The 19,115-nt window shown below is 37.4% G+C and carries 22 protein-coding genes and 1 other RNA gene; 20 read left to right on the forward strand and 3 right to left on the reverse strand.

The features are described from left to right. From NHH15_RS03835 to rnpB, 7 genes are all read left to right on the forward strand, one after another. Window positions 1-1,014 (forward strand): NAD(P)H-dependent glycerol-3-phosphate dehydrogenase, encoded by a 1,014-nt coding sequence (locus tag NHH15_RS03835; RefSeq protein WP_262065330.1) that lies wholly within the window; start codon window positions 1-3, stop codon window positions 1,012-1,014. Between the two features lies 1 nt (window position 1,015). Then, window positions 1,016-1,399: a CidA/LrgA family protein gene (locus NHH15_RS03840; protein WP_262065331.1), complete on the forward strand. Its 384-nt coding sequence runs from the start codon at window positions 1,016-1,018 to the stop codon at window positions 1,397-1,399. After that, a complete protein-coding gene (locus NHH15_RS03845) occupies window positions 1,383-2,072 on the forward strand; it encodes an LrgB family protein (RefSeq protein ID WP_262065332.1) in 690 nt (229 codons plus the stop codon). Before NHH15_RS03840 ends, NHH15_RS03845 begins: the two co-directional genes overlap by 17 nt. A gap of 54 nt (window positions 2,073-2,126) precedes the next feature. Continuing rightward, a complete protein-coding gene (locus NHH15_RS03850) occupies window positions 2,127-2,597 on the forward strand; it encodes a MogA/MoaB family molybdenum cofactor biosynthesis protein (protein WP_262065333.1) in 471 nt (156 codons plus the stop codon). 1 nt (window position 2,598) lies between these two features. Further along, window positions 2,599-3,285, forward strand: coding sequence for an MBL fold metallo-hydrolase (locus tag NHH15_RS03855; RefSeq protein WP_262065334.1), 687 nt, complete (start codon window positions 2,599-2,601; stop codon window positions 3,283-3,285). Between the two features lie 12 nt (window positions 3,286-3,297). Further along, the gene (rnhA, locus tag NHH15_RS03860) at window positions 3,298-3,756 is read left to right on the forward strand and encodes a ribonuclease HI (protein WP_262065335.1); all 459 of its coding nucleotides are present in this window, start codon (window positions 3,298-3,300) and stop codon (window positions 3,754-3,756) included. Beyond that, an RNA gene (gene rnpB / locus NHH15_RS03865) (RNase P RNA component class A) lies at window positions 3,750-4,094 on the forward strand. Before rnhA ends, rnpB begins: the two co-directional genes overlap by 7 nt. Here rnpB and NHH15_RS03870 read toward each other — a convergent pair. Next, window positions 4,088-4,534: an aspartate carbamoyltransferase regulatory subunit gene (locus NHH15_RS03870; protein WP_262065336.1), complete on the reverse strand. Its 447-nt coding sequence runs from the start codon at window positions 4,532-4,534 to the stop codon at window positions 4,088-4,090. The genes rnpB and NHH15_RS03870 overlap by 7 nt on opposite strands. A gap of 3 nt (window positions 4,535-4,537) precedes the next feature. After that, window positions 4,538-5,464, reverse strand: a complete 927-nt coding sequence (pyrB, locus tag NHH15_RS03875; protein WP_262065337.1) for an aspartate carbamoyltransferase — start codon at window positions 5,462-5,464, stop codon at window positions 4,538-4,540. Between the two features lie 123 nt (window positions 5,465-5,587). Between pyrB and pheA the strand changes: the two genes are divergently transcribed. Then, a complete protein-coding gene (gene pheA / locus NHH15_RS03880; protein WP_262065338.1) occupies window positions 5,588-6,718 on the forward strand; it encodes a prephenate dehydratase in 1,131 nt (376 codons plus the stop codon). Window positions 6,719-6,730: 12 nt separating this feature from the next. After that, window positions 6,731-7,993: an ATP-binding protein gene (locus tag NHH15_RS03885; RefSeq protein WP_262065339.1), complete on the forward strand. Its 1,263-nt coding sequence runs from the start codon at window positions 6,731-6,733 to the stop codon at window positions 7,991-7,993. Here the strand turns inward: NHH15_RS03885 and NHH15_RS03890 are convergent. Further along, a complete protein-coding gene (locus tag NHH15_RS03890) occupies window positions 7,990-9,726 on the reverse strand; it encodes an Rqc2 family fibronectin-binding protein (protein WP_262065340.1) in 1,737 nt (578 codons plus the stop codon). The genes NHH15_RS03885 and NHH15_RS03890 overlap by 4 nt on opposite strands. Before the next feature lie 135 nt (window positions 9,727-9,861). Between NHH15_RS03890 and NHH15_RS03895 the strand changes: the two genes are divergently transcribed. From NHH15_RS03895 to NHH15_RS03945, 11 genes are all read left to right on the forward strand, one after another. Then, window positions 9,862-10,743 carry a YicC/YloC family endoribonuclease gene (locus NHH15_RS03895; protein WP_262065341.1) on the forward strand — a complete coding sequence of 294 codons (882 nt, stop codon included), beginning with the start codon at window positions 9,862-9,864 and terminating at the stop codon, window positions 10,741-10,743. A gap of 11 nt (window positions 10,744-10,754) precedes the next feature. Further along, window positions 10,755-11,381 carry a guanylate kinase gene (gmk, locus tag NHH15_RS03900; protein ID WP_262065342.1) on the forward strand — a complete coding sequence of 209 codons (627 nt, stop codon included), beginning with the start codon at window positions 10,755-10,757 and terminating at the stop codon, window positions 11,379-11,381. After that, the gene (gene rpoZ / locus NHH15_RS03905) at window positions 11,378-11,614 is read left to right on the forward strand and encodes a DNA-directed RNA polymerase subunit omega (RefSeq protein ID WP_262065343.1); all 237 of its coding nucleotides are present in this window, start codon (window positions 11,378-11,380) and stop codon (window positions 11,612-11,614) included. Before gmk ends, rpoZ begins: the two co-directional genes overlap by 4 nt. A 60-nt stretch (window positions 11,615-11,674) precedes the next feature. Then, complete coding sequence (gene rimO, locus NHH15_RS03910) at window positions 11,675-13,015, forward strand: 30S ribosomal protein S12 methylthiotransferase RimO (protein WP_262065344.1); 1,341 nt, start codon at window positions 11,675-11,677, stop codon at window positions 13,013-13,015. Continuing rightward, window positions 12,999-13,541 carry a CDP-diacylglycerol--glycerol-3-phosphate 3-phosphatidyltransferase gene (gene pgsA, locus NHH15_RS03915; protein WP_262065345.1) on the forward strand — a complete coding sequence of 181 codons (543 nt, stop codon included), beginning with the start codon at window positions 12,999-13,001 and terminating at the stop codon, window positions 13,539-13,541. Before rimO ends, pgsA begins: the two co-directional genes overlap by 17 nt. Window position 13,542: 1 nt before the next feature. Then, entirely contained in the window at window positions 13,543-14,790 is a 1,248-nt protein-coding gene (locus NHH15_RS03920) for a competence/damage-inducible protein A (protein ID WP_262065346.1), read from the forward strand. Window positions 14,791-14,792: 2 nt separating this feature from the next. Next, entirely contained in the window at window positions 14,793-16,244 is a 1,452-nt protein-coding gene (locus tag NHH15_RS03925) for a GNAT family N-acetyltransferase (RefSeq protein ID WP_262065347.1), read from the forward strand. 66 nt (window positions 16,245-16,310) lie between these two features. Then, window positions 16,311-17,003 carry an iron-sulfur cluster assembly scaffold protein gene (locus NHH15_RS03930; RefSeq protein WP_262065348.1) on the forward strand — a complete coding sequence of 231 codons (693 nt, stop codon included), beginning with the start codon at window positions 16,311-16,313 and terminating at the stop codon, window positions 17,001-17,003. Window positions 17,004-17,021: 18 nt separating this feature from the next. Beyond that, entirely contained in the window at window positions 17,022-18,023 is a 1,002-nt protein-coding gene (locus tag NHH15_RS03935) for a GGGtGRT protein (protein WP_262065349.1), read from the forward strand. 137 nt (window positions 18,024-18,160) lie between these two features. Then, a complete protein-coding gene (locus NHH15_RS03940) occupies window positions 18,161-18,490 on the forward strand; it encodes a type II toxin-antitoxin system RelB/DinJ family antitoxin (protein WP_262065350.1) in 330 nt (109 codons plus the stop codon). Then, on the forward strand, window positions 18,491-19,060 hold the full coding sequence (locus NHH15_RS03945; protein WP_262065351.1) for a Fic/DOC family protein: 570 nt from the start codon (window positions 18,491-18,493) through the stop codon (window positions 19,058-19,060). It abuts the gene before it with no gap. Window positions 19,061-19,115 lie beyond the last annotated feature (55 nt).

The following is a 19,115-nucleotide window of genomic DNA, read 5'->3' on the forward strand; positions in this document are numbered from 1 at the left end:
ATGGCAAAGGTAGGAGTTCTAGGTGCTGGTAGTTGGGGAACTGCCTTAGCGTTACTATTAAGAGAGAATGGAAGTGAAGTGACCGTATGGTCTATCAATGAAGATGAAGTAAAAATGTTGTCCGAGCAAAGAGAGCATGTGCAGAAGCTTCCAGGTGTAAAAATTCCGGAAGATATTAGGTTTACATCAGATGCCAAGGAGACTGTGGAAGACAAAGATTTTCTTGTAATGGCTGTACCGTCTGTGTTCACCAGAAGTACATCAAAGCTGATAGCACCATACGTTAAAGAGGGACAGATTATTGTAGATGTTGCCAAAGGAATTGAAGAGACATCCTTAAAAACTCTTTCTGCACAGATTGAAGATGAAATTCCTCAGGCGGATGTTGCTGTTTTATCAGGACCAAGTCATGCAGAAGAAGTAGGGAGAGGCTTGCCTACGATTGTAGTGATTGGATCCTCAAAGAAAGAAACGGCGATTTATTTGCAAAAAGAATTTATGAACAAAGTATTTCGTGTTTATACAAGCTCAGATGTACTTGGAATTGAGTTAGGAGGAGCTTTAAAAAATGTCATTGCTTTAGCAGCTGGAATTGCAGATGGAATGGGCTATGGTGATAATACGAAAGCGGCTCTTATCACAAGAGGAATTGCAGAAATTTCAAGGCTTGGAATCGCAATGGGAGGCCGGGCAGAGACCTTTAATGGTTTGACCGGTATCGGTGATCTGATTGTTACTTGTGCAAGTGTACACAGCAGGAATCGTAAAGCAGGTTATCTGATGGGACAAGGGAAGACAATGCAGGAGGCTATGGATGAGGTTCAAATGGTTGTGGAAGGTGTTTATTCTACAAAAGCTGCAGTTGCCCTTGGTAAAAAATATGGAGTTTCTCTTCCGATTATTGAAGAAGTTAACAGTGTTTTGTTTGAAGATAAGAGTCCAAAACAAGCTGTGAATGATTTAATGCTAAGAGAAGAAAGACCGGAGCATATAGCCATGGAATGGGAGTCTTAAAATGAAGATTGTAAAGCAGCTGGTTATTATTCTTTCCATATGCGTTGTAAGTGATGGGATAGCAAAAGCCTTACCATTTTCATTTCCAGGAAGTGTTGTTGCATTAGTATTACTTGCTATATTGTTAGTAAGTGGGCTTATAAAAGAAAAACAAATACAGGAAACAGCAGACTTTTTATTAGTGAATATAGGTCTCGTATTTATTCCATGGTCTGTAGGAGTTTTGTATGAATTAAAAGTATTAAAGGGACAATTGCTTGTATTCTTTTTTGTTGTTATACTGTCATTGTTTCTTACCTTTTTAAGCACATATTACACGGTTTATTTTGTACAAAAGCTTATTGCAAAAAGAAAGAAGGAAAAAAAACATGGAAGAAGTCTTTAAAAACCCGCTTTTTGGAATTCTAATTACGACAATGGGATTTTTACTGGGGGTTTGGCTTCAAAAAAAGTTTAAGAACTTTCAATTAAATCCATTGCTCAATCCTGTTTTAATCGGGACATTATTTTGTTATTGTATTTTAAATATATTTGGTATATCTTATGAAGATTACAGTCAAGGCGGAAATTTTCTGGCAAGTTTCGTTTTACCGGCAACAGCGGTTTTAGGACTTTCTATTTACCGTCAGAGAAAAATTTTAAAGGAACAGTTTATTCCGGTTTTTTTAGGATGCTTGGTAGGTAGTTTGGTTTCGATATCCAGTGCTTTTCTTTTAGGAAAGGTATTTAACCTTAATGATAAGGTGATTTATTCAATATTACCAAAGTCTGTAACCACAGCAATTGGCGTGGACTTATCAGCGCAGCTGGGAGGAAATCGTTCCATTACAATTTTGGCAATTATGGTTTGTGGTATGATGGGTGCAATTTTTCATCCATTTATCATTAAATTTCTGAAATTAAAGGATAAAGTAGCGATTGGTGCAGCGTTTGGAACCTCTTCTCATGCAGTGGGAACAACAAAAGCACTTGAAATGGGAGAAGTGGAAGGTGCAATTAGTGGTGTATCCATAGGTGTTGCAGGAATTTGCACTGTAATTATTGCTTTATTTTTATAAGTAGTATAATATTTTATATAGATACAAAATACGAAGGAAAGTTGAGGAAAAATCATGAGAGTAGCGCTTATTACAGTTAATACAGCGGTATATAAAAACGAAGAAGAAGATGCAGCAGGAATTTTGCTGAAAGAGATTCTGGAAGAAGATAATATTGAAGTTGTTTTTTCAAAAGCATTACCAAGTGACAGAGAAGTTTTGTCGAAAGTAATGCAAAGAATTGCCGACAGTGATATGGCGGATTTGATTCTGACTACAGGTGGTGCGGGTTGTGGACCGGAAGACTTTACTCCAGAGGCAACAATGGACATTACAGATCGTATGCTGTGGGGAATTCCTGAGGCAATGAGAGCTTACACTTTGCAAAAAACAAAGAGAGCAATGCTCAGTAGAGGTGTTGCAGGAATTCGTACAGAGACCCTTATTGTAAATTTACCAGGAAAAGCGAAAGCGGCAGCCAGTGTTTTGAAATATTTACTTCCTACATTAACCCATGCCGTTGGTGTAATTCGCCAGGCGGATTAGGATGAAAGTAACGTATGTGAATCACTCTGGTTTTGTGGTTGAGTTTGATGATAAGATTCTTGTATTTGATTATTACAGGGGAGAGCTTCCCAAATTCGACAAGAGCAAAAGTATATACGTCTTTGTGAGTCATGGACATGAAGACCATTTTAATCAAGAGATATTTAAATGGAAATCAAAGTTTCAAAAAGTGGTTTATATCTTAGCATCAGAAATTAATGATTCCAGCTGGGATGAGACGATTAGTGTTTTTCCGAATCAAGAGATTAAGCTTTCAGATGAGTTTATAATTCGTACATTACCATCAACAGATGAAGGGGTTGCTTTTTTGATAAATGTAGATAAGAAGACCTTGTTTCATGCTGGTGATTTGCACTGGTGGCATTGGAATGGAGAGACGGATTTATTTAATCAGGAAATGGAACGAGACTATAAGAAATATATTGAGGAAGTTAAGGGAGAGCATATTGATTTTGCGTTTATACCCTTAGATCCAAGACAGCAAAACGCATACTATTGGGGGATGCTCTATTTCCTGGAAAATATGGATGTATCTTATGTGTTTCCCATGCATATGTGGGGACGGTACCGTATTGTTACAGAGCTTCTGGAAAAGCAGGAAATGCAACCCTACAGGGATAAAATTATTAGGATTACAAGAGAGAACGAGAGTTTTAATTTTAATTAAGGGAGCATACAAATGTTAGTAGATATTTATACCGACGGTGCGGCAAGAGGAAATCCGGAAGGACCAGGCGGCTATGGAACGGTTTTAGAATATGTAGATGGAAAAGGGATACTTCATAGGAAAGAGCTCTCTCAAGGGTACATTAAAACCACAAATAATAGAATGGAATTGATGGCTGTTATTGCAGGCTTAGAGGAATTAAACAGGCCGTGCCGTGCAAGGATTCATTCGGATTCTAAATATGTTGTGGATGCTTTTAATAAATTTTGGATTGACAATTGGCTAAAAACGGATTGGAAAAAGGGAAAGGTGAAAAATATTGACCTTTGGAAAAGACTGTTAAAAGCAAAGGATCCCCACCAAGTAACCTTTCATTGGGTGAAGGGACATGATGGGCATCCTCAGAATGAACGATGTGATCAACTCGCCACCACAGCGGCGGATGGAGATGATTTAATAGAAGATAAGTAGTACAGGTAATCGCAGCTGTAAAGCCGAAAGGCTGCAGTTGAGGAAAGTCCGGGCTTCGTAGGGCAGGATGCCGGATAACGTCCGGTGGAGGTGACTCCAAGGCTAGTGCAACAGAAATATACCGCCTTTTATAAGGTAAGGTTGGAAGGGCAGTGTAAGAGACTACCGCCTTCCTGGCAACAGGAAGGGCATATGTAAACCCCATCCGAAGCAAAACCGAATTGAGACTATGTGGCGGCCCGTCACGTCTTTGGTAGGTTGCTAAAGTCTGTCGGCAACGACAGAATCAGATAGATGATTACCAGATACAGAACCCGGCTTATAGTACTGCTTATTTATTTTTTTCATCACAGTATTTACATCTGTAAACTTTATTCTTTTTGTCTGTTAGAACGAAGATGTGATCCAGTTCCTGTTCAATGGAAGTGATACATCTAGGATTCTTACATTTAATTAAATTAGTAACTTTTTCAGGAAGATGAAGTGATTTCTTTTCAACAATCACTTCATCTTTTATAATATTGATTGTAATTTTATGATCAATAAATCCTAACACGTCTAAATCTACAACGTCGATAGGACATTCTATTTTCATAATATCTTTTCTTCCCATTTTATTGCTTTTTGCATTTTTGATAATTGCAACGACGCAATCTAAACGGTCTAAATTTAAATATTTGTAAATTTCCATGCTTTTTCCAACCTGTATATGATCAAGAACAAAGCCTTCTGAGAGTCCACTTACATTTAATGTGTTTTTTACTGATTTAGATGTCATTTCTTATTCCTCCTCCACTTTGATTTCCAATAGCTTTAAAATTAGAGCCATACGAATGTAGACGCCGTATTGCGCTTGCTTAAAATAGGCTGCCCGTTCATCTTTGTCAATTTCGACAGATATTTCATTGACTCTGGGAAGAGGATGAAGAACATACATACTCTTTGGTGCCAGCTTCATTTTATCGGTATCCAGAATATAAAAATCTTTCATGCGTACATAGTCATCTTCGTTAAAAAAGCGTTCCTTTTGTACCCGGGTCATGTATAAAAAGTCTAGTTTATCAAGAGCGTCTTCCATACGAACCATTTCTTTGTACTGAATATTATTTTTCTCTAAAACATCTTCACGTATATAATCAGGGAGTCTTAATTCATCCGGTGAAATAAGATAGAATGTAACGTTAGGATAGCGGACAAGAGCATTAATCAATGAGTGGACGGTACGACCAAATTTTAAGTCGCCGCAGATACCAATAGTCGTATTACTAATTTCGCCTTTTAAAGTACGAATTGTCAATAAATCGGTAAGGGTTTGAGTTGGATGTTGATGTCCACCATCACCGGCATTTATAACAGGAATTGATGAATATTTACTTGCCACAAGAGGAGCACCTTCTTTCGGATGTCTCATTGCACATATATCAGCATAGCAGGAAATGGTACGTATCGTATCGGCAACACTTTCTCCCTTTGAAGCAGAACTGGAATCTGCAGATGAAAAGCCAAGAACACTTCCACCTAAATTTAGCATTGCTGCTTCGTGGCTTAATCTTGTACGAGTACTGGACTCATAAAAACAGGTGGCTAGTTTTTTGCCTTTACAAGCTTCAGCATATTTCTGGGGATTCTTTTCAATATCGTTTGCTGTGTCCATAAGGGCGTTGATTTCTTCGACGGAAAAATCTAAAGGGCTGATTAAATGTCTCATGATTACCTCCAATTTGTTATTTTATACTTCAAATAATAATATAATATCTATGAGAGTTTTTCAACCAAAATTATGATATACTATATTGCGAATGAAGAGAAGCATATATAAAGGAGTAAAAACATGAATACTTTAGAAGAATTAAGAAATCGATTGGATAAAATAGATAAAGAGCTTATTGAAAAATATAAAGAGAGAATGGAAATATCGAAAGAGGTAGGAGAAATTAAAGTGGAGATGGGGCGAGAAGTCTTAGATCCCATCAGAGAGCAGGAAAAGATAAATCAAGTGACAGAAGGGTTTCAAGATCCATTTCTTAAAACAGGCATTGCAGAATTGTACCAACAACTTTTCACCCAAAGCCGAATGCTTCAATATCAGGTATTTATTAACCGGGGAGAAGATGCCAAGCAAGGCTTTCAAGAAGTGGATGAGATTGCAGGAAAGGGAAAAAGGGTTATATACCAGGGTGTCCAGGGGGCGTATTCACATCAGGCAGCAAGAGACTTCTTCGGGGAAGATGCATTCTATACAAATGTAACGACCTTTAAAGACGCTTTTGAAGCGGTTCGAGAAGGAAGAGGTGACTATGCAGTTCTTCCTATGGAAAATTCATCTGCTGGAAAAGTGGGAGATGTCTACGATTTATTAGTGAAATATGATTTGTCAATTGTAGGAGAGATAGTACTTCCTATTTCCCATACCTTATCCGGTGTAGAATCATCTAGCATAGAAAGCATTGAGAGGGTATATTCCCATAATCAAGCAATTATGCAGAGTAAAGAATTTCTGAATCAACACCCTAAGTGGGAGTTGAATAGTATGGAAAACACTGCCTTAGCGGCGAAGTTCGTTTCAGAAGCTAATGATCCCCGGTATGGAGCAATCTGCAGTGAGGAAGCTTCCAAGCTTTATCAGTTGAAGGTCTTAGCAAAGGAAATTAATCAGGTTGATAATAACTCTACGCGATTTGTGGTTGTTTCAAAAGCTAAGATTTATAGAAAGGATGCCGAAAAAATAAGTGTCTGCATTGAGCTGCCCCATGAGACAGGCTCTCTTTATCGTATTCTTTCACACGTTATTTTTAATGGATTAAACATGACTAAAATACTGAGTAGACCAATCAAACATAAGACGTGGGAATATCGATTCTTCCTGGATTTTGAAGGGAATTTGAAGGATGGTTCTGTGCAAAACGCTTTAATCGGAATCGAGAATGAAAGTAGAAAGCTTAAAATATTTGGAAATTATTAAGAGGATAAAAGAATGAGAATTGAAGAATTTATTTTTTATAAAGACATGAAGGATGGAGAAATTTTATATGATTTTCCTCAAATCTTAAGGAATAAAGCAAAAGAACCTGTATATGCATGGCTTCATAAGATTTATGAGTTTTCTGTAGAGCATGGATTTTACGGAAATTTGTGGCATGCATATTTAACCTATCTGCTTACAGGACATGAAAATGCCTATTCTCTGTCTTGCGAACTTAGAGAGGGTACAAAGGGCAGCGTGTCTAGGATTGCTTCTCATGATTTTGGTATTTTTCATCAGTTATTCAAATTTGATTTTAAAAAAGAAGGAGAGAGGCTGGGGGTATCGGAGCTGTCAATGATTGAAGAGTTCGAAGGAAATACGGAAGAAGGGCGTGTATTCAATCGACGTATTCGGAACCAGATTCTAGATTTGTGCAAAAAGTTAGAGCAAGCAGAATCAAAAGAAGATTTCCAAAGTGAAGTGTTGAAATTTTACCATAAATTTGGAGTCGGAAGCTTTGGTTTACATAAGGCATTTCGAATTGTAGAAGAAAACAAAAAGCTTGAGATTTATCCAATCAATAAAATTGCCCATGTGAATCTGGACGACTTGATTGGATATGATACAGCTAAAAATAAACTTTTAGAGAATACAAGAGCCTTTGTAGAGGGGAAGAAGGCAAATAATTGTCTGTTATATGGAGATGCGGGAACGGGAAAATCCTCCTCGATTAAAGCAATTTTAAATCAATTTTATGAAGATGGACTTCGTATGATTGAAATATATAAACATCAATTTAAGCATATAAATGATGTGATTGCCCGAATTAAAAATCGGAATTACAAATTTATACTTTATATGGATGATTTGTCTTTTGAAGAATTTGAAATCGAATATAAGTATTTAAAAGCAGTGATTGAGGGAGGCTTGGAGAAAAAACCGGAAAACGTATTAATCTATGCCACATCAAATCGTCGGCATTTGATTCGGGAATCTTTCCGTGACAAGAGGGAAAGAGATGAGGATTTACATACCAATGATACCGTTCAGGAGAAGCTTTCGCTCTCTGCCCGATTTGGAGTCAAAATCTATTTTGGAAGACCGGAAAAAACAGAGTTTCAGGAAATTGTAATAGGGCTTGCTAAGAGAAATGGAATTCATATGGAAGAAGAGGAGCTTTTGCTAGAAGCAAATCGTTGGGAGCTTACCCATGGTGGGATGTCTGGAAGAACAGCCCAGCAGTTTGTTGATTACCTGCTGGGCAAATATTAATCAAGCTGTTCCAAGTGGCTGATATCAGAATCAACTACAATGGAGTAGTTTGTATAATAAACGACAAATCCAGGTTTGCCCTTGTTGGGCTTTTTGATATTTTTCTTCAAGGAATAATCCACCTCGACTTTGTCGTTATTTCTCTTTTTTGAATAAAATGCAGCAAGTCTTGCAGCGTCTTCAAAAGCGGAATCAGGGATTTCCCGATCATCTGTCTTGAGAATAACATGAGAGCCTGGAGCTTCCTTTGCATGGAACCACCAGTCACCACCGGTTGCAAACTTAAATGTGAGTTCATCGTTTTGCAGATTGTTTTTCCCAACGTAGATATGGAAACCGTCCTTTGTAAGATAGTGAAAAGGTTTGTTTTTAACTTTCTTTCCTTTCTTGGAGGGCCGTTTTCTTATGTAACCAGATTCAACGAGTTCTTCTTTGATTTCAAGAAGATCCTCTTCCTTGGCGGCAATGTCAAGAGAATTACTTAAAGAATCTAAATAATCAATTTCTTGTTTTGTCTCCAGGGTAAGAGATTGCAACGCCTCGGCTGTTCGTTTTTTCTTATTATATTTGTCGAAATATTTGGTGGCGTTTTCTTGAGGTGTTTTCTGAGGATCTAAGGAAATTGTTACTTCCTGATTCGTATAGTAATTTAATACTTGAAGCTTTTCCGCACCTTCTTCAAGATTATAGCCATAGGTATGAATCAGCTCGCCATATTCTTTGTATTTATCCCGGTCTTCCGTGTCTTTTAACTGACGCATCTGAAGCTGATATTTTTTTCCGTTTCGATCCAGAGCTGTTTGGACAATATGTCGTAAATCGGTAGACTTTTGCCGGATTCGGCTTTGTTGATTTTTCTTCTCATAATAATCAAAAAGCAAAGGGAATACGGAAGTGTATCTTTCTTCTCTTAAATAGGATAAATGGGAAAGAGTAAGACTTGAGAATTCAACTGCTTTTTGTCCCTCTAAGTAAAGAGTGGGGGTGTAATTGTTGTTCCTTACGTTTTCAAAGAAATAGTGAAATTGTTTGTACAGATGGAAATAAAAATCCTCACTTAAATCCTTGGGAGAAATAGCGGTATCAATTCCACATAAAAAACAAATTTCCTCGGCAATTACAGGACTTATGCCGGTAAAGCTTTGATACAAAGCCTTTAAAATTGACATGGGTTTTTCTTGTAGTATTGCAGCAAAATCTCCTTCAGAAACATCGAAAGGATTCCGTTTCTGATTTTGGTCTGGAATAAAATAATCTCTTCCTGGCAACACCTCTCGTACAGAGCTCATGCTTAGGGAAACATGTTTTATGCTGTCTAATATTTTATTCTGGTCATCAAGGAATATAATATTACTATGCTTGCCCATAAGTTCTATAACCAGACGTTTTCTTTTTAAATCTCCCAATTCGTCATAATGTTCTACATCAATGAATATAACCCGCTCTAAGCCAGGCTGGGTAATCGACAGAATTTTCCCGCTTCCGATATGTTTTCGGAGAAACATACAAAAGTTTGGTGCTGTCATGGGACTGGGTTTATTTTCTTTCGTCAGATAAATCAAAGGAAGAGAAGGGTTTGCCGAAATCAAAAGACGTACTTGTCCTTCCCTTGTTTTCAACGTCAGTAAAAGTTCATCGGTTTCAGGCTGTGCAATTTTATTTATTCTGCTTTCTGCTAGTTTTTGATTTAATTCATATACAATATTTGCTACGGTAACTCCATCTAATGCCATTTTCATTTTCTCCTTCGTTTTCAATACTCTTATATCCTAGCATATGCCAAAGAAAAATCAAATAGATAAGTTGACGCTTAGGTGGAAATAGCATATAATTAATAGGTTATCAAAAAAGATACCGAGGTAGAAATCATGATTAAAAGTATGACTGGATTTGGACGATGTGAACAGGTAAGTGAAAGCAGAAAAATAACAGTTGAGATGAAAGGTGTAAATCACCGCTATCTCGATGTGAATATCCGAATGCCTAAAAAATTAAACTTTTTTGAGACTGCAATACGTAGTCTTCTGAAAAAGTCTGTAACCAGAGGAAAGGTGGATATATTCATTAGCTATGAGGATACAGCAGATGGGCAAATGTCTCTTCGGTATAATGAGGCTCTTGCGGCGGAATATATGGAAAAGCTGATGGTTATTAAGGAGCAATTCAACTTAGATAATGATGTGCGGGTATCTACCATGGCAAGATTTCCAGAAGTATTAACGATGGAAGAGCAAACCATTGATGAAGATGAGCTGTGGAGTGAATTGGAGAAGGCTCTTTCAGGAGCAATTTCTCAATTTGTAGAAACCAGAATTTTAGAGGGTGAAAACCTAAAAGAGGACATTTTATCAAAGCTTGATGGGATGCTTCATAATATTAATATTATCAATGAGCATGCACCAGAGATTGTCAGTAATTATCGAACGAAAATTGAAAATAAGGTGAAAGAAGTTTTGGAAGATACCCAGATGGATGAAAGCCGAATTGTTCAAGAAGTTGTGGTTTTTGCAGAAAAGATTTGTACAGATGAGGAAACGGTTCGTTTGGAAAGCCACATTGGCCATATGAAAGATACGCTAAACAGTAAGGATTCAGGAATTGGAAGAAAGCTTGATTTCATTGCACAGGAAATGAATCGAGAAGCAAATACCATTCTTTCAAAGGCAAATGATTTAATGGTTTCCAATCAGGCTATTGATTTAAAAACAGAAATCGAGAAGGTAAGAGAACAGATTCAGAATATAGAGTAAAGAGGTAAAAGATGAAACAAAAGGGCATATTAACGGTTGTCTCAGGTTTTTCTGGCGCAGGAAAAGGAACCCTTATGAAAAATCTGGTTCAACGATATGAAGAGTATGCACTGTCAATATCCGCAACCACACGAAACCCCAGAGAGGGAGAGGTGCATGGGAAGGATTATTTTTTCAAAACAAAAGAAGAATTTGAAAAAATGATTGATAAAGAAGAATTGATAGAGTATGCTAATTACGTAGATAACTACTATGGAACACCAAGAGATTACGTTGAATCCCAGCTTTGCGAAGGAAAAGATGTGATTTTGGAAATAGAAATGATTGGTGCACTAAAGGTAAAAGAAAAGTATCCAGATACATTGTTATTATTTGTTACACCACCCAATGTAGAGGAGCTTAAGAAGCGGCTAATCGGGAGAGGAACAGAGTCGATTGAGGTGATTCGTTCCAGGTTGAACCGAGGCAAAGATGAAGCAAAGGTTATGAACCAATATGACTATCTGATTGTGAATGACAATTTGGATGATACCGTACAAAAGATGCATCAGATTATTCAAAATGAGCATTTAAGATGTTCGCGAAATGAAGAGTTTATACAATGCATTATGGAAGATTTGAAAGGAGATTTGCTATGATACACCCATCTTATACAGATTTAATGAAAGTGGTAAATAAGGACGTTGAGGAAGGACAGACAAAAGTTGTAAATAGTCGATACTCAATTGTTATGGCGACGGCAAAAAGGGCACGGGAAATAATTGACGGTGATTTACCTTTGGTAAAAGCAAAAGAGGGTGAGAAACCACTTTCGATTGCAATTGAAGAACTAAACGAAGGCAAAATAACAATCCATGCAGAAGAGGAATAAAGAGGGAGGAGACAGATGCTTAGGTATCTGTTTTTTCTATAAAAGAAAGGTGTAAGTTTTATGAAGAAAGTGTTATTTATTTCTCTTGGATGTGATAAAAATCTTGTGGATTCAGAAGTGATGCTGGGATTGTTAAATGACCGAGGTTATATCATAACAGATAATGAAGAAGATGCAGATGTGGTAGTCATCAATACGTGTTGTTTTATTCATGATGCAAAAGAAGAGAGCATTGAAAATATTTTAGAAATCGCAGAACTTAAAAAGAAGGGAAGTATTTCTAAGCTTATTGTGACCGGTTGTATGGCCGAGAGATATCGGGAAGAAGTATTGGAAGAGATCCCAGAGGTAGATGGAGTGCTCGGAACCAATTCTTATGATAAAATTGTTGAAGCTATTGAGGAATCCGGAGATGGAAAAAGAAGCCTTTATATGAGTGAATTAAGAGGCTTTCCCCAGGAGGAAACGAACCCTCTTGTTACAACAGGAGGCCATTATGCATACTTAAAGATTGCAGAAGGCTGTGACAAGCATTGTACCTATTGTATTATACCAAGCCTGCGTGGAGCTTATCGTAGTATCCCGATGGAGAAGGTAATAAAGAGAGCTGAATATCTCGTAGAAGGTGGAGTGAAAGAGCTCATTTTAGTGGCTCAGGAAACAACTGTGTATGGGAAAGATATTTATAATGACAAATATTTACCTCAATTATTAAAAGAGCTTTGCAAGATTGAAGAACTGCAGTGGATACGAATCTTGTATAGTTATCCAGAGGAAATTAATGAAGAGTTGATTCAAACAATTAAAAGTGAGAAAAAAATCTGTCATTATTTAGACCTTCCAATTCAACACTGTAATGATAGAATCTTGAGACGTATGGGAAGAAGAACCTCTAAAGAGGATATTGTGTCACTTATTACGAATCTGCGTGAAAATGTACCAGATATATGCTTGCGTACAAGTTTAATAACGGGATTTCCGGGAGAGACAGAAGAAGAACATGATGAGTTGAAGGCCTTTGTAAAGGAAATCGGTTTCGATCGGCTAGGGGTATTTACCTATTCACAGGAAGAAAATACACCTGCGGCGGATATGGAAGATCAGATTGAGGAAGAGGTAAAACAAAGAAGAAGAGATGAAATCATGGAAATTCAACATGAAATTGTCTGTCAGAAGAGTGAAGATAGAATTGATGAGACATACCTGGTTATGATAGAGGGATACATTCCGGAAGATAATATATATATTGGACGAACCTATATGGATGCTCCCAAAGTAGATGGATACATGTTTGTTCACTCAGAAGATGTTTTAAACTCAGGAGATTTTGTCTGGGGAAAAGTAACAGAAGCACTAGAATATGACTTGATAGGAGAAAAAGTAGATGAATTTACCAAATAAACTAACATTGTTAAGAGTGTGTATGGTTCCAGTATTTGTTGTTTTCATGCTGACAGATATTGGAGGCGATGCAAATAAGTGGATAGCCCTTACTTTGTTTTGCATTGCAAGTATTACGGATTGGCTGGATGGTAAGATTGCCAGAGCCAATAATCTGGTAACAAATTTCGGAAAATTTATGGATCCCTTAGCGGATAAATTATTGGTTTGCTCGGCCCTTGTTTGTTTGATTCCAGAAGGAAAGCTTCAGGCGTGGGTGGTGATTGTGATTATATCCAGAGAATTTATTATTAGTGGATTTCGTTTAGTGGCATCGGACGCAGGAATTGTCATTGCTGCAAGCTACTGGGGAAAGTTTAAAACAGTTTCACAGATGGCAATGATAATTCTTTTGATTGCCGATTTTGGTGGTATATTTACAACAATTGAAGTGATTTTAATCTGGATTGCGTTGATTCTGACAATTGTTTCCCTTTTGGATTATATTATAAAAAACTTAGAAGTATTGACAAAAGGAGGCATGTAAGATGGTTGTGGAATTGATTTCTGTAGGTACGGAAATTCTAATTGGATCTATTGTCAATACAAATGCGGCGTATTTAGCAGAGAAATGTGCTGCTTTGGGACTTTCTTGTTATCATCAAAGTGTTGTGGGAGACAATAGAGGAAGGTTGGAAGAAAGTGTTAAAGTTGCATTGAATCGTTCCGATATTGTTATTTTGTCAGGAGGCCTTGGTCCCACAGAGGATGATTTGACGAAGGATGTGGTTGCGCAGGCAATGGGACTTCCTATGGTGGAAGATGCACATTCAAAAGAACGAATTCAGAAATATTTTGACAAGATTGGTGCCAAGGATATTACGAGTAATAATTGGCGGCAGGCAATGATACCGGAAGGCTCTATTGTTGTGGACAATCATAATGGTACAGCTCCAGGAATTATTGTAGAGAAAGATGGCAAAACGGCGATACTTTTGCCGGGACCTCCAGGTGAAATCAGACCCATGTTTGAGCGGGACATACAAGTCTATTTGGAAAACCTGCAAGAATTAAGATTTTTTTCTTATATGATTAAGGTGACTGAAATTGGTGAGAGCAAAGCTGAAATGATGATAAAGGACTTGATTGACAAACAAACAAATCCAACGATAGCACCCTATGCCAAAATTGGTGAGGTTCACTTTCGAATCACAACCAGTGCAAAAAACCAGGAAGAAGCAACGGAAATAATGAGGCCCACGGTGGAGGAGTTATTTCGTCGTTTTGGCGATAAAATTTTTACGACAAAAGAGGAAGAGACACTAGAAGAAGTAGTGGTACATTTATTGGAAGAAAAGAAGTATAAAATTGCGGCGGCTGAGTCTTGTACTGGTGGACTCTTTATGGGGCGGCTTATTAATGTAAGTGGAGCCTCTAACGTAGTAGGAGAAAGCTATATCACGTATTCAAATGAAGCAAAAGAAAGACTTTTAGGGGTTTCAAAAGAGACACTTGAAAAGCATGGAGCAGTCAGTGAAGAAACGGCGATGGAAATGGCAATTGGTGCGGCGAAAAGAGCACATGCAGATGTTGGAGTTGGTATTACAGGAATTGCTGGACCAACAGGCGGCACAGATGAAAAGCCAGTTGGATTGATTTTTATCGGCTGTTTTATAAAAGGAAAAACAGAGGTTTTTCGTTTTCAGTTGAGAGGAAACAGAGAAAAAAACAGAGATAATGGCGTCGTGAAAGCATTAACTGTGTTAAGACAATGTTTGATCAATGGAAAGGAATAATTATGGAGATTAGAGTATTAAGACAAGAGGAAATATTACCAGCCTTAAATCTTCTTTGGGATGTGTTTATTACAGAGGTTGCACCTACCTACCAAAATAAAGATGAGGGAGTGAAAAGCTTTCAAAATATCATTAAATATGAAAATATTATGCCTCAGGCAATGTCAGGAAGCTTGGTTTTATTTGGAGCCTTTGAGAATGAGGAGCTTGCAGGAGCTTTGGCATTGGAAACCAGAGGACATATTACTCTTTTTGGTGTAAAAAAAGAATATCAGGAAAAGGGTGTTGAAAGTCAACTTTTCAATGTGGTTAAAAATTATGGAATATTCACCTTGAAAGTGCAGCGTATTACGGTGAATGCTGCTCCAAATGCTGTTCAACAATATCAGCAGTTTGGAATGCAGGTAGTTGGACCAAGAACGGTTCGTAATGGAATTGAATTTGTTCCAATGACAACTTTGGATCAAGGGGCGAAAAATAAAACAGGGCTTGTTGTGGGCATTGTTGTCGGGGTGATTATACTTTGTTCTATCCTTTGCGGTGTTCTTTTTATAAATGTAGCAAGAGAATTCTATACCTCTCAAACATCTACAGAAATAATAGAAGGCTATGATAATGATACACCGGATGAAGAGTATAGGGATGAATTTGAAGATGATTATGAGGATGATTTCGAAGATGATTATGAGGATGAGGATTTAGGCGGAATAGCCGCTGTTGAAGCCTATGAAGCGAAGGATTTAAGCATTAATATCTTAGAAGATTCCTATGAAAATGATGATACCCCTACTGGTAATAGCTATTTGGATTTTGAGGTTAACTATCCTCAGATATCGGGTATGAAAGATGGAGAATTACAAAAGAAAGTCAATGATGCAATAAGATCCACGGCCATGAGAACGACTGATGAGATATACATAAATCCCAGTCAGGATTTCAAGGAAAAAATGTTGGAGGTGGAAACCCCTTATCTTGTAAGCTATGTAGATTATAAGGTAACGTATGCTTCTAATGATTTCCTGAGTATTGCATTTGAAGATAATTGCTGCAAAGGTGACGTAGTTGATGTTAATCTTGAGCTGCGGACTTTAAACATCAGCCTAAAAAATGGTAAAATTTATGAGACGAAAGATATTGTAAACTTAGATAGTGATTTTGTCGATGAATTCCGTATTATTATGCAGTTAGAAACGGGAGATAGTAAGTTTTTAAATCAAAAAAGCGATGATGAGGTGATTGATGCACTGAAAGGGAAAGATGAGGAAGGGATTTTAAGCTCTGTATTTTTCCTTGATAAGGAAGGGATTGAGATTGGCTTCGATGTTAATAATGGGAAGGATACTGCAGCTGAATATAGTTACGCATGGGTAACTGCGCCGTTTACACCAAAAGAGATAAAAGACTTTAAAAATAATAGTGATTTTTGGGGATTTTTAGAAGACTTTTTTGATTGAAATAGATTGTTAAATATGAGATAATGTCAAGGTATGACACAAAAGTAGTTTGAAAGGAGTCTTAACATGATTTATTCACATGAAGTAGAGATGATGTGTCCAGTAGCACAAGGTGCTAACCATGGACCAGCCCCAATCCCGGAAGAAGCAAAATGGGTAAAGGCAAAAGAAGTAACAGATATTTCCGGTTTAACACACGGTGTGGGTTGGTGTGCACCACAACAAGGAGCCTGTAAGTTGACCTTAAACGTAAAAGAGGGAATTATTCAGGAAGCACTAATTGAAACAATTGGATGTTCAGGTATGACACATTCAGCAGCAATGTGCTCAGAAATTCTTCCAGGAAAAACCATATTAGAAGCTTTAAATACAGACCTTGTCTGTGATGCAATTAATACAGCTATGAGAGAATTGTTCTTACAAATCGTTTATGGTCGAACACAAAGTGCGTTCTCCGAAGATGGACTTCCAGTAGGAGCAGGTCTTGAAGACTTAGGAAAAGGACTTCGTTCTCAAGTAGGTACTATGTATGGAACATTAGCAAAAGGACCACGTTACCTTGAAATGGCAGAGGGTTATGTAACAGGTATTGCTCTTGATAAAAATGATGAAATCATTGGATATCAGTTTGTAAGCCTTGGAAAAATGACAGACTTTATTGCAAAAGGTGATGAACCAAATGTTGCATATGAAAAAGCGAAAGGTCAATATGGACGTGTAGAAGAAGCGGCTAAGATTATTGATCCGAGAAAAGAATAGTACAGGAGGAAGACGATAATGGCTTTATTTGAATCATATGAAAGAAGAATAGATAAGATCAATGCTGTACTAAATAGCTATGGCATTGCTTCAATAGAAGAAGCAGAAAAGATTACAAAGGATGCTGGATTAGAAGTATACGACCAAGTGAAATCCATTCAACCAATTTGTTTTGAAAATGCCTGTTGGGCTTATGTTGTAGGTGCAGCGATTGCAATCAAAAAAGATTGTAAGAGAGCAGCAGATGCAGCAGCAGCAATTGGTGAAGGGCTTCAAGCTTTCTGTATCCCAGGATCTGTAGCAGATCAAAGAAAAGTTGGTTTGGGACATGGAAACTTAGGAAAAATGCTTCTGGAAGAAGAAACAGAATGTTTTGCGTTCTTAGCAGGTCATGAATCTTTTGCAGCAGCAGAAGGTGCAATCGGTATTGCTGAAAAAGCGAACAAAGTACGTAAGAATCCTCTTCGTGTTATTTTAAATGGACTGGGTAAAGATGCTGCAAAAATCATCTCAAGAATTAACGGCTTTACTTATGTTGAGACAGACTATGATTATTATACAGGTGAGTTAAAGGAAGTTGGAAGAACTGCTTATTCAGAAGGACTTCGTGCTAAGGTTAACTGCTATGGTGCAAACGATGTTCGTGAAGGTGTTGCAATTATGTTTAAAGAGGGTGTTGATGTATCGATTACAGGAAATTCAACAAACCCAACACGTTTCCAGCATCCAGTAGCTGGAACTTATAAGAAAGAATGTATTGAGCAAGGAAAGAAATACTTCTCAGTAGCATCTGGTGGTGGTACAGGACGTACACTTCACCCAGATAATATGGCTGCTGGTCCTGCTTCTTACGGTATGACGGATACACTTGGACGTATGCATTCTGATGCTCAGTTTGCAGGTTCATCTTCTGTACCAGCTCATGTGGAAATGATGGGACTGATTGGCGCAGGTAACAATCCTATGGTAGGAATGACTGTAGCTGTAGCGGTTTCGATTGAGGAATGTTTCAAAAAATAAAAAGTTGCTAGAAACGGCTTAAAATAAGGATTTGTAAAGGCTGTTCCAATCTTTCATGGTTGGAACAGTTTTTTGAATGAAACGTATTTACAATGTCAATACTATGTATTATAATTAAGATGATGGAGGTGAACAAAATGGAAAAAACATTTTTACAGGTTCGAACAGAAAAATCTGACAAGGAAAAAGCAAGTGATATACTTGAAAGCTTAGGAACAAACCTATCATCTGTAGTTAATATGTTGTTGAAGCAAATTATCTTGACGAAAAGCATTCCGTTTGAAGTGAAAATGCCGTCTGGTTATTCAACATCGGAAGTAACTGAAGAAGTAAAAGCGTCTATGGCGATGGAGAATATGCCACTTACACAAGATGATATCAATTTACTAAAGACATATCAGATATCGACAGATTCTGAGAAGGAAAGCATTAGGAATCAGTTAATAGCTGAACTTACGGAGGAGTAAATGAGTGATAGAATTTATTGCTATCCAGAATCAAATGTTCTGATAAATAAATTGAATATTCATGAACTAGATAAACTTAATGAAGCGGAACGAAAGTTAACGCAACTTAGACTGAGTGATTTGATAACTTCACCAGTACGTGGAAGCTATGATTTGAAACATTTGCAGAAGATACACAGATATATTTTTCAGGATCTTTATGGATGGGCCGGTAAAATACGAACAGTGGAAATTGCTAAGTCAAATATGTTTTGTAAAGTTCAGTTTATTGAAACACAAGCTGATGAAATATTTAAGCAGTTAAGGGATGATGATTATTTGGCTGGCTTGCCAAAGGATATGTTTATCAAGAAGATTGCTTACTATTTTTCAGAGATTAATGCCCTGCATCCATTCAGAGAGGGAAATGGGCGCTCGCAAAGAGAATTTATACGTCAATTAGCTATTCGGCAGGGATATACGGTTTGTTTTGCAGGAATTTCAGCAGAAGAGATGTTGGAGGCTAGTTTGGATTCGTTTGTCTGTAAATATGGTAAGATGGAAGCTTTATTTGAAAAGATTTTACGATAATTGTTTTTCAGTGATTATTGAATGGTGTCCTGAGTTGCCGTCAGATGTGGATAGT

This window comes from Aequitasia blattaphilus, assembly GCF_024721305.1.
Taxonomy (GTDB): Bacteria; Bacillota; Clostridia; order Lachnospirales; family Lachnospiraceae; genus Aequitasia; species Aequitasia blattaphila.

Excerpts from the sequence above, each read along its gene's own strand:
- NHH15_RS03890 (WP_262065340.1), bottom strand. The coding sequence starts at position 9,726 with ATGGCATTAGATGGAGTTACCGTAGCAAATATTGTATATGAATTAAAT.
- rpoZ (WP_262065343.1), top strand. The coding sequence starts at position 11,378 with ATGATACACCCATCTTATACAGATTTAATGAAAGTGGTAAATAAGGAC.
- rimO (WP_262065344.1), top strand. The coding sequence starts at position 11,675 with ATGAAGAAAGTGTTATTTATTTCTCTTGGATGTGATAAAAATCTTGTG.
- pgsA (WP_262065345.1), top strand. The coding sequence starts at position 12,999 with ATGAATTTACCAAATAAACTAACATTGTTAAGAGTGTGTATGGTTCCA.
- NHH15_RS03850 (WP_262065333.1), top strand. The coding sequence starts at position 2,127 with ATGAGAGTAGCGCTTATTACAGTTAATACAGCGGTATATAAAAACGAA.
- NHH15_RS03870 (WP_262065336.1), bottom strand. The coding sequence starts at position 4,534 with ATGACATCTAAATCAGTAAAAAACACATTAAATGTAAGTGGACTCTCA.
- pyrB (WP_262065337.1), bottom strand. The coding sequence starts at position 5,464 with ATGAGACATTTAATCAGCCCTTTAGATTTTTCCGTCGAAGAAATCAAC.
- NHH15_RS03845 (WP_262065332.1), top strand. The coding sequence starts at position 1,383 with ATGGAAGAAGTCTTTAAAAACCCGCTTTTTGGAATTCTAATTACGACA.
- NHH15_RS03855 (WP_262065334.1), top strand. The coding sequence starts at position 2,599 with ATGAAAGTAACGTATGTGAATCACTCTGGTTTTGTGGTTGAGTTTGAT.
- gmk (WP_262065342.1), top strand. The coding sequence starts at position 10,755 with ATGAAACAAAAGGGCATATTAACGGTTGTCTCAGGTTTTTCTGGCGCA.
- NHH15_RS03895 (WP_262065341.1), top strand. The coding sequence starts at position 9,862 with ATGATTAAAAGTATGACTGGATTTGGACGATGTGAACAGGTAAGTGAA.
- NHH15_RS03840 (WP_262065331.1), top strand. The coding sequence starts at position 1,016 with ATGAAGATTGTAAAGCAGCTGGTTATTATTCTTTCCATATGCGTTGTA.
- NHH15_RS03885 (WP_262065339.1), top strand. The coding sequence starts at position 6,731 with ATGAGAATTGAAGAATTTATTTTTTATAAAGACATGAAGGATGGAGAA.
- NHH15_RS03940 (WP_262065350.1), top strand. The coding sequence starts at position 18,161 with ATGGAAAAAACATTTTTACAGGTTCGAACAGAAAAATCTGACAAGGAA.
- pheA (WP_262065338.1), top strand. The coding sequence starts at position 5,588 with ATGAATACTTTAGAAGAATTAAGAAATCGATTGGATAAAATAGATAAA.
- NHH15_RS03835 (WP_262065330.1), top strand. The coding sequence starts at position 1 with ATGGCAAAGGTAGGAGTTCTAGGTGCTGGTAGTTGGGGAACTGCCTTA.
- NHH15_RS03935 (WP_262065349.1), top strand. The coding sequence starts at position 17,022 with ATGGCTTTATTTGAATCATATGAAAGAAGAATAGATAAGATCAATGCT.
- NHH15_RS03930 (WP_262065348.1), top strand. The coding sequence starts at position 16,311 with ATGATTTATTCACATGAAGTAGAGATGATGTGTCCAGTAGCACAAGGT.
- NHH15_RS03920 (WP_262065346.1), top strand. The coding sequence starts at position 13,543 with ATGGTTGTGGAATTGATTTCTGTAGGTACGGAAATTCTAATTGGATCT.
- NHH15_RS03945 (WP_262065351.1), top strand. The coding sequence starts at position 18,491 with ATGAGTGATAGAATTTATTGCTATCCAGAATCAAATGTTCTGATAAAT.
- rnhA (WP_262065335.1), top strand. The coding sequence starts at position 3,298 with ATGTTAGTAGATATTTATACCGACGGTGCGGCAAGAGGAAATCCGGAA.
- NHH15_RS03925 (WP_262065347.1), top strand. The coding sequence starts at position 14,793 with ATGGAGATTAGAGTATTAAGACAAGAGGAAATATTACCAGCCTTAAAT.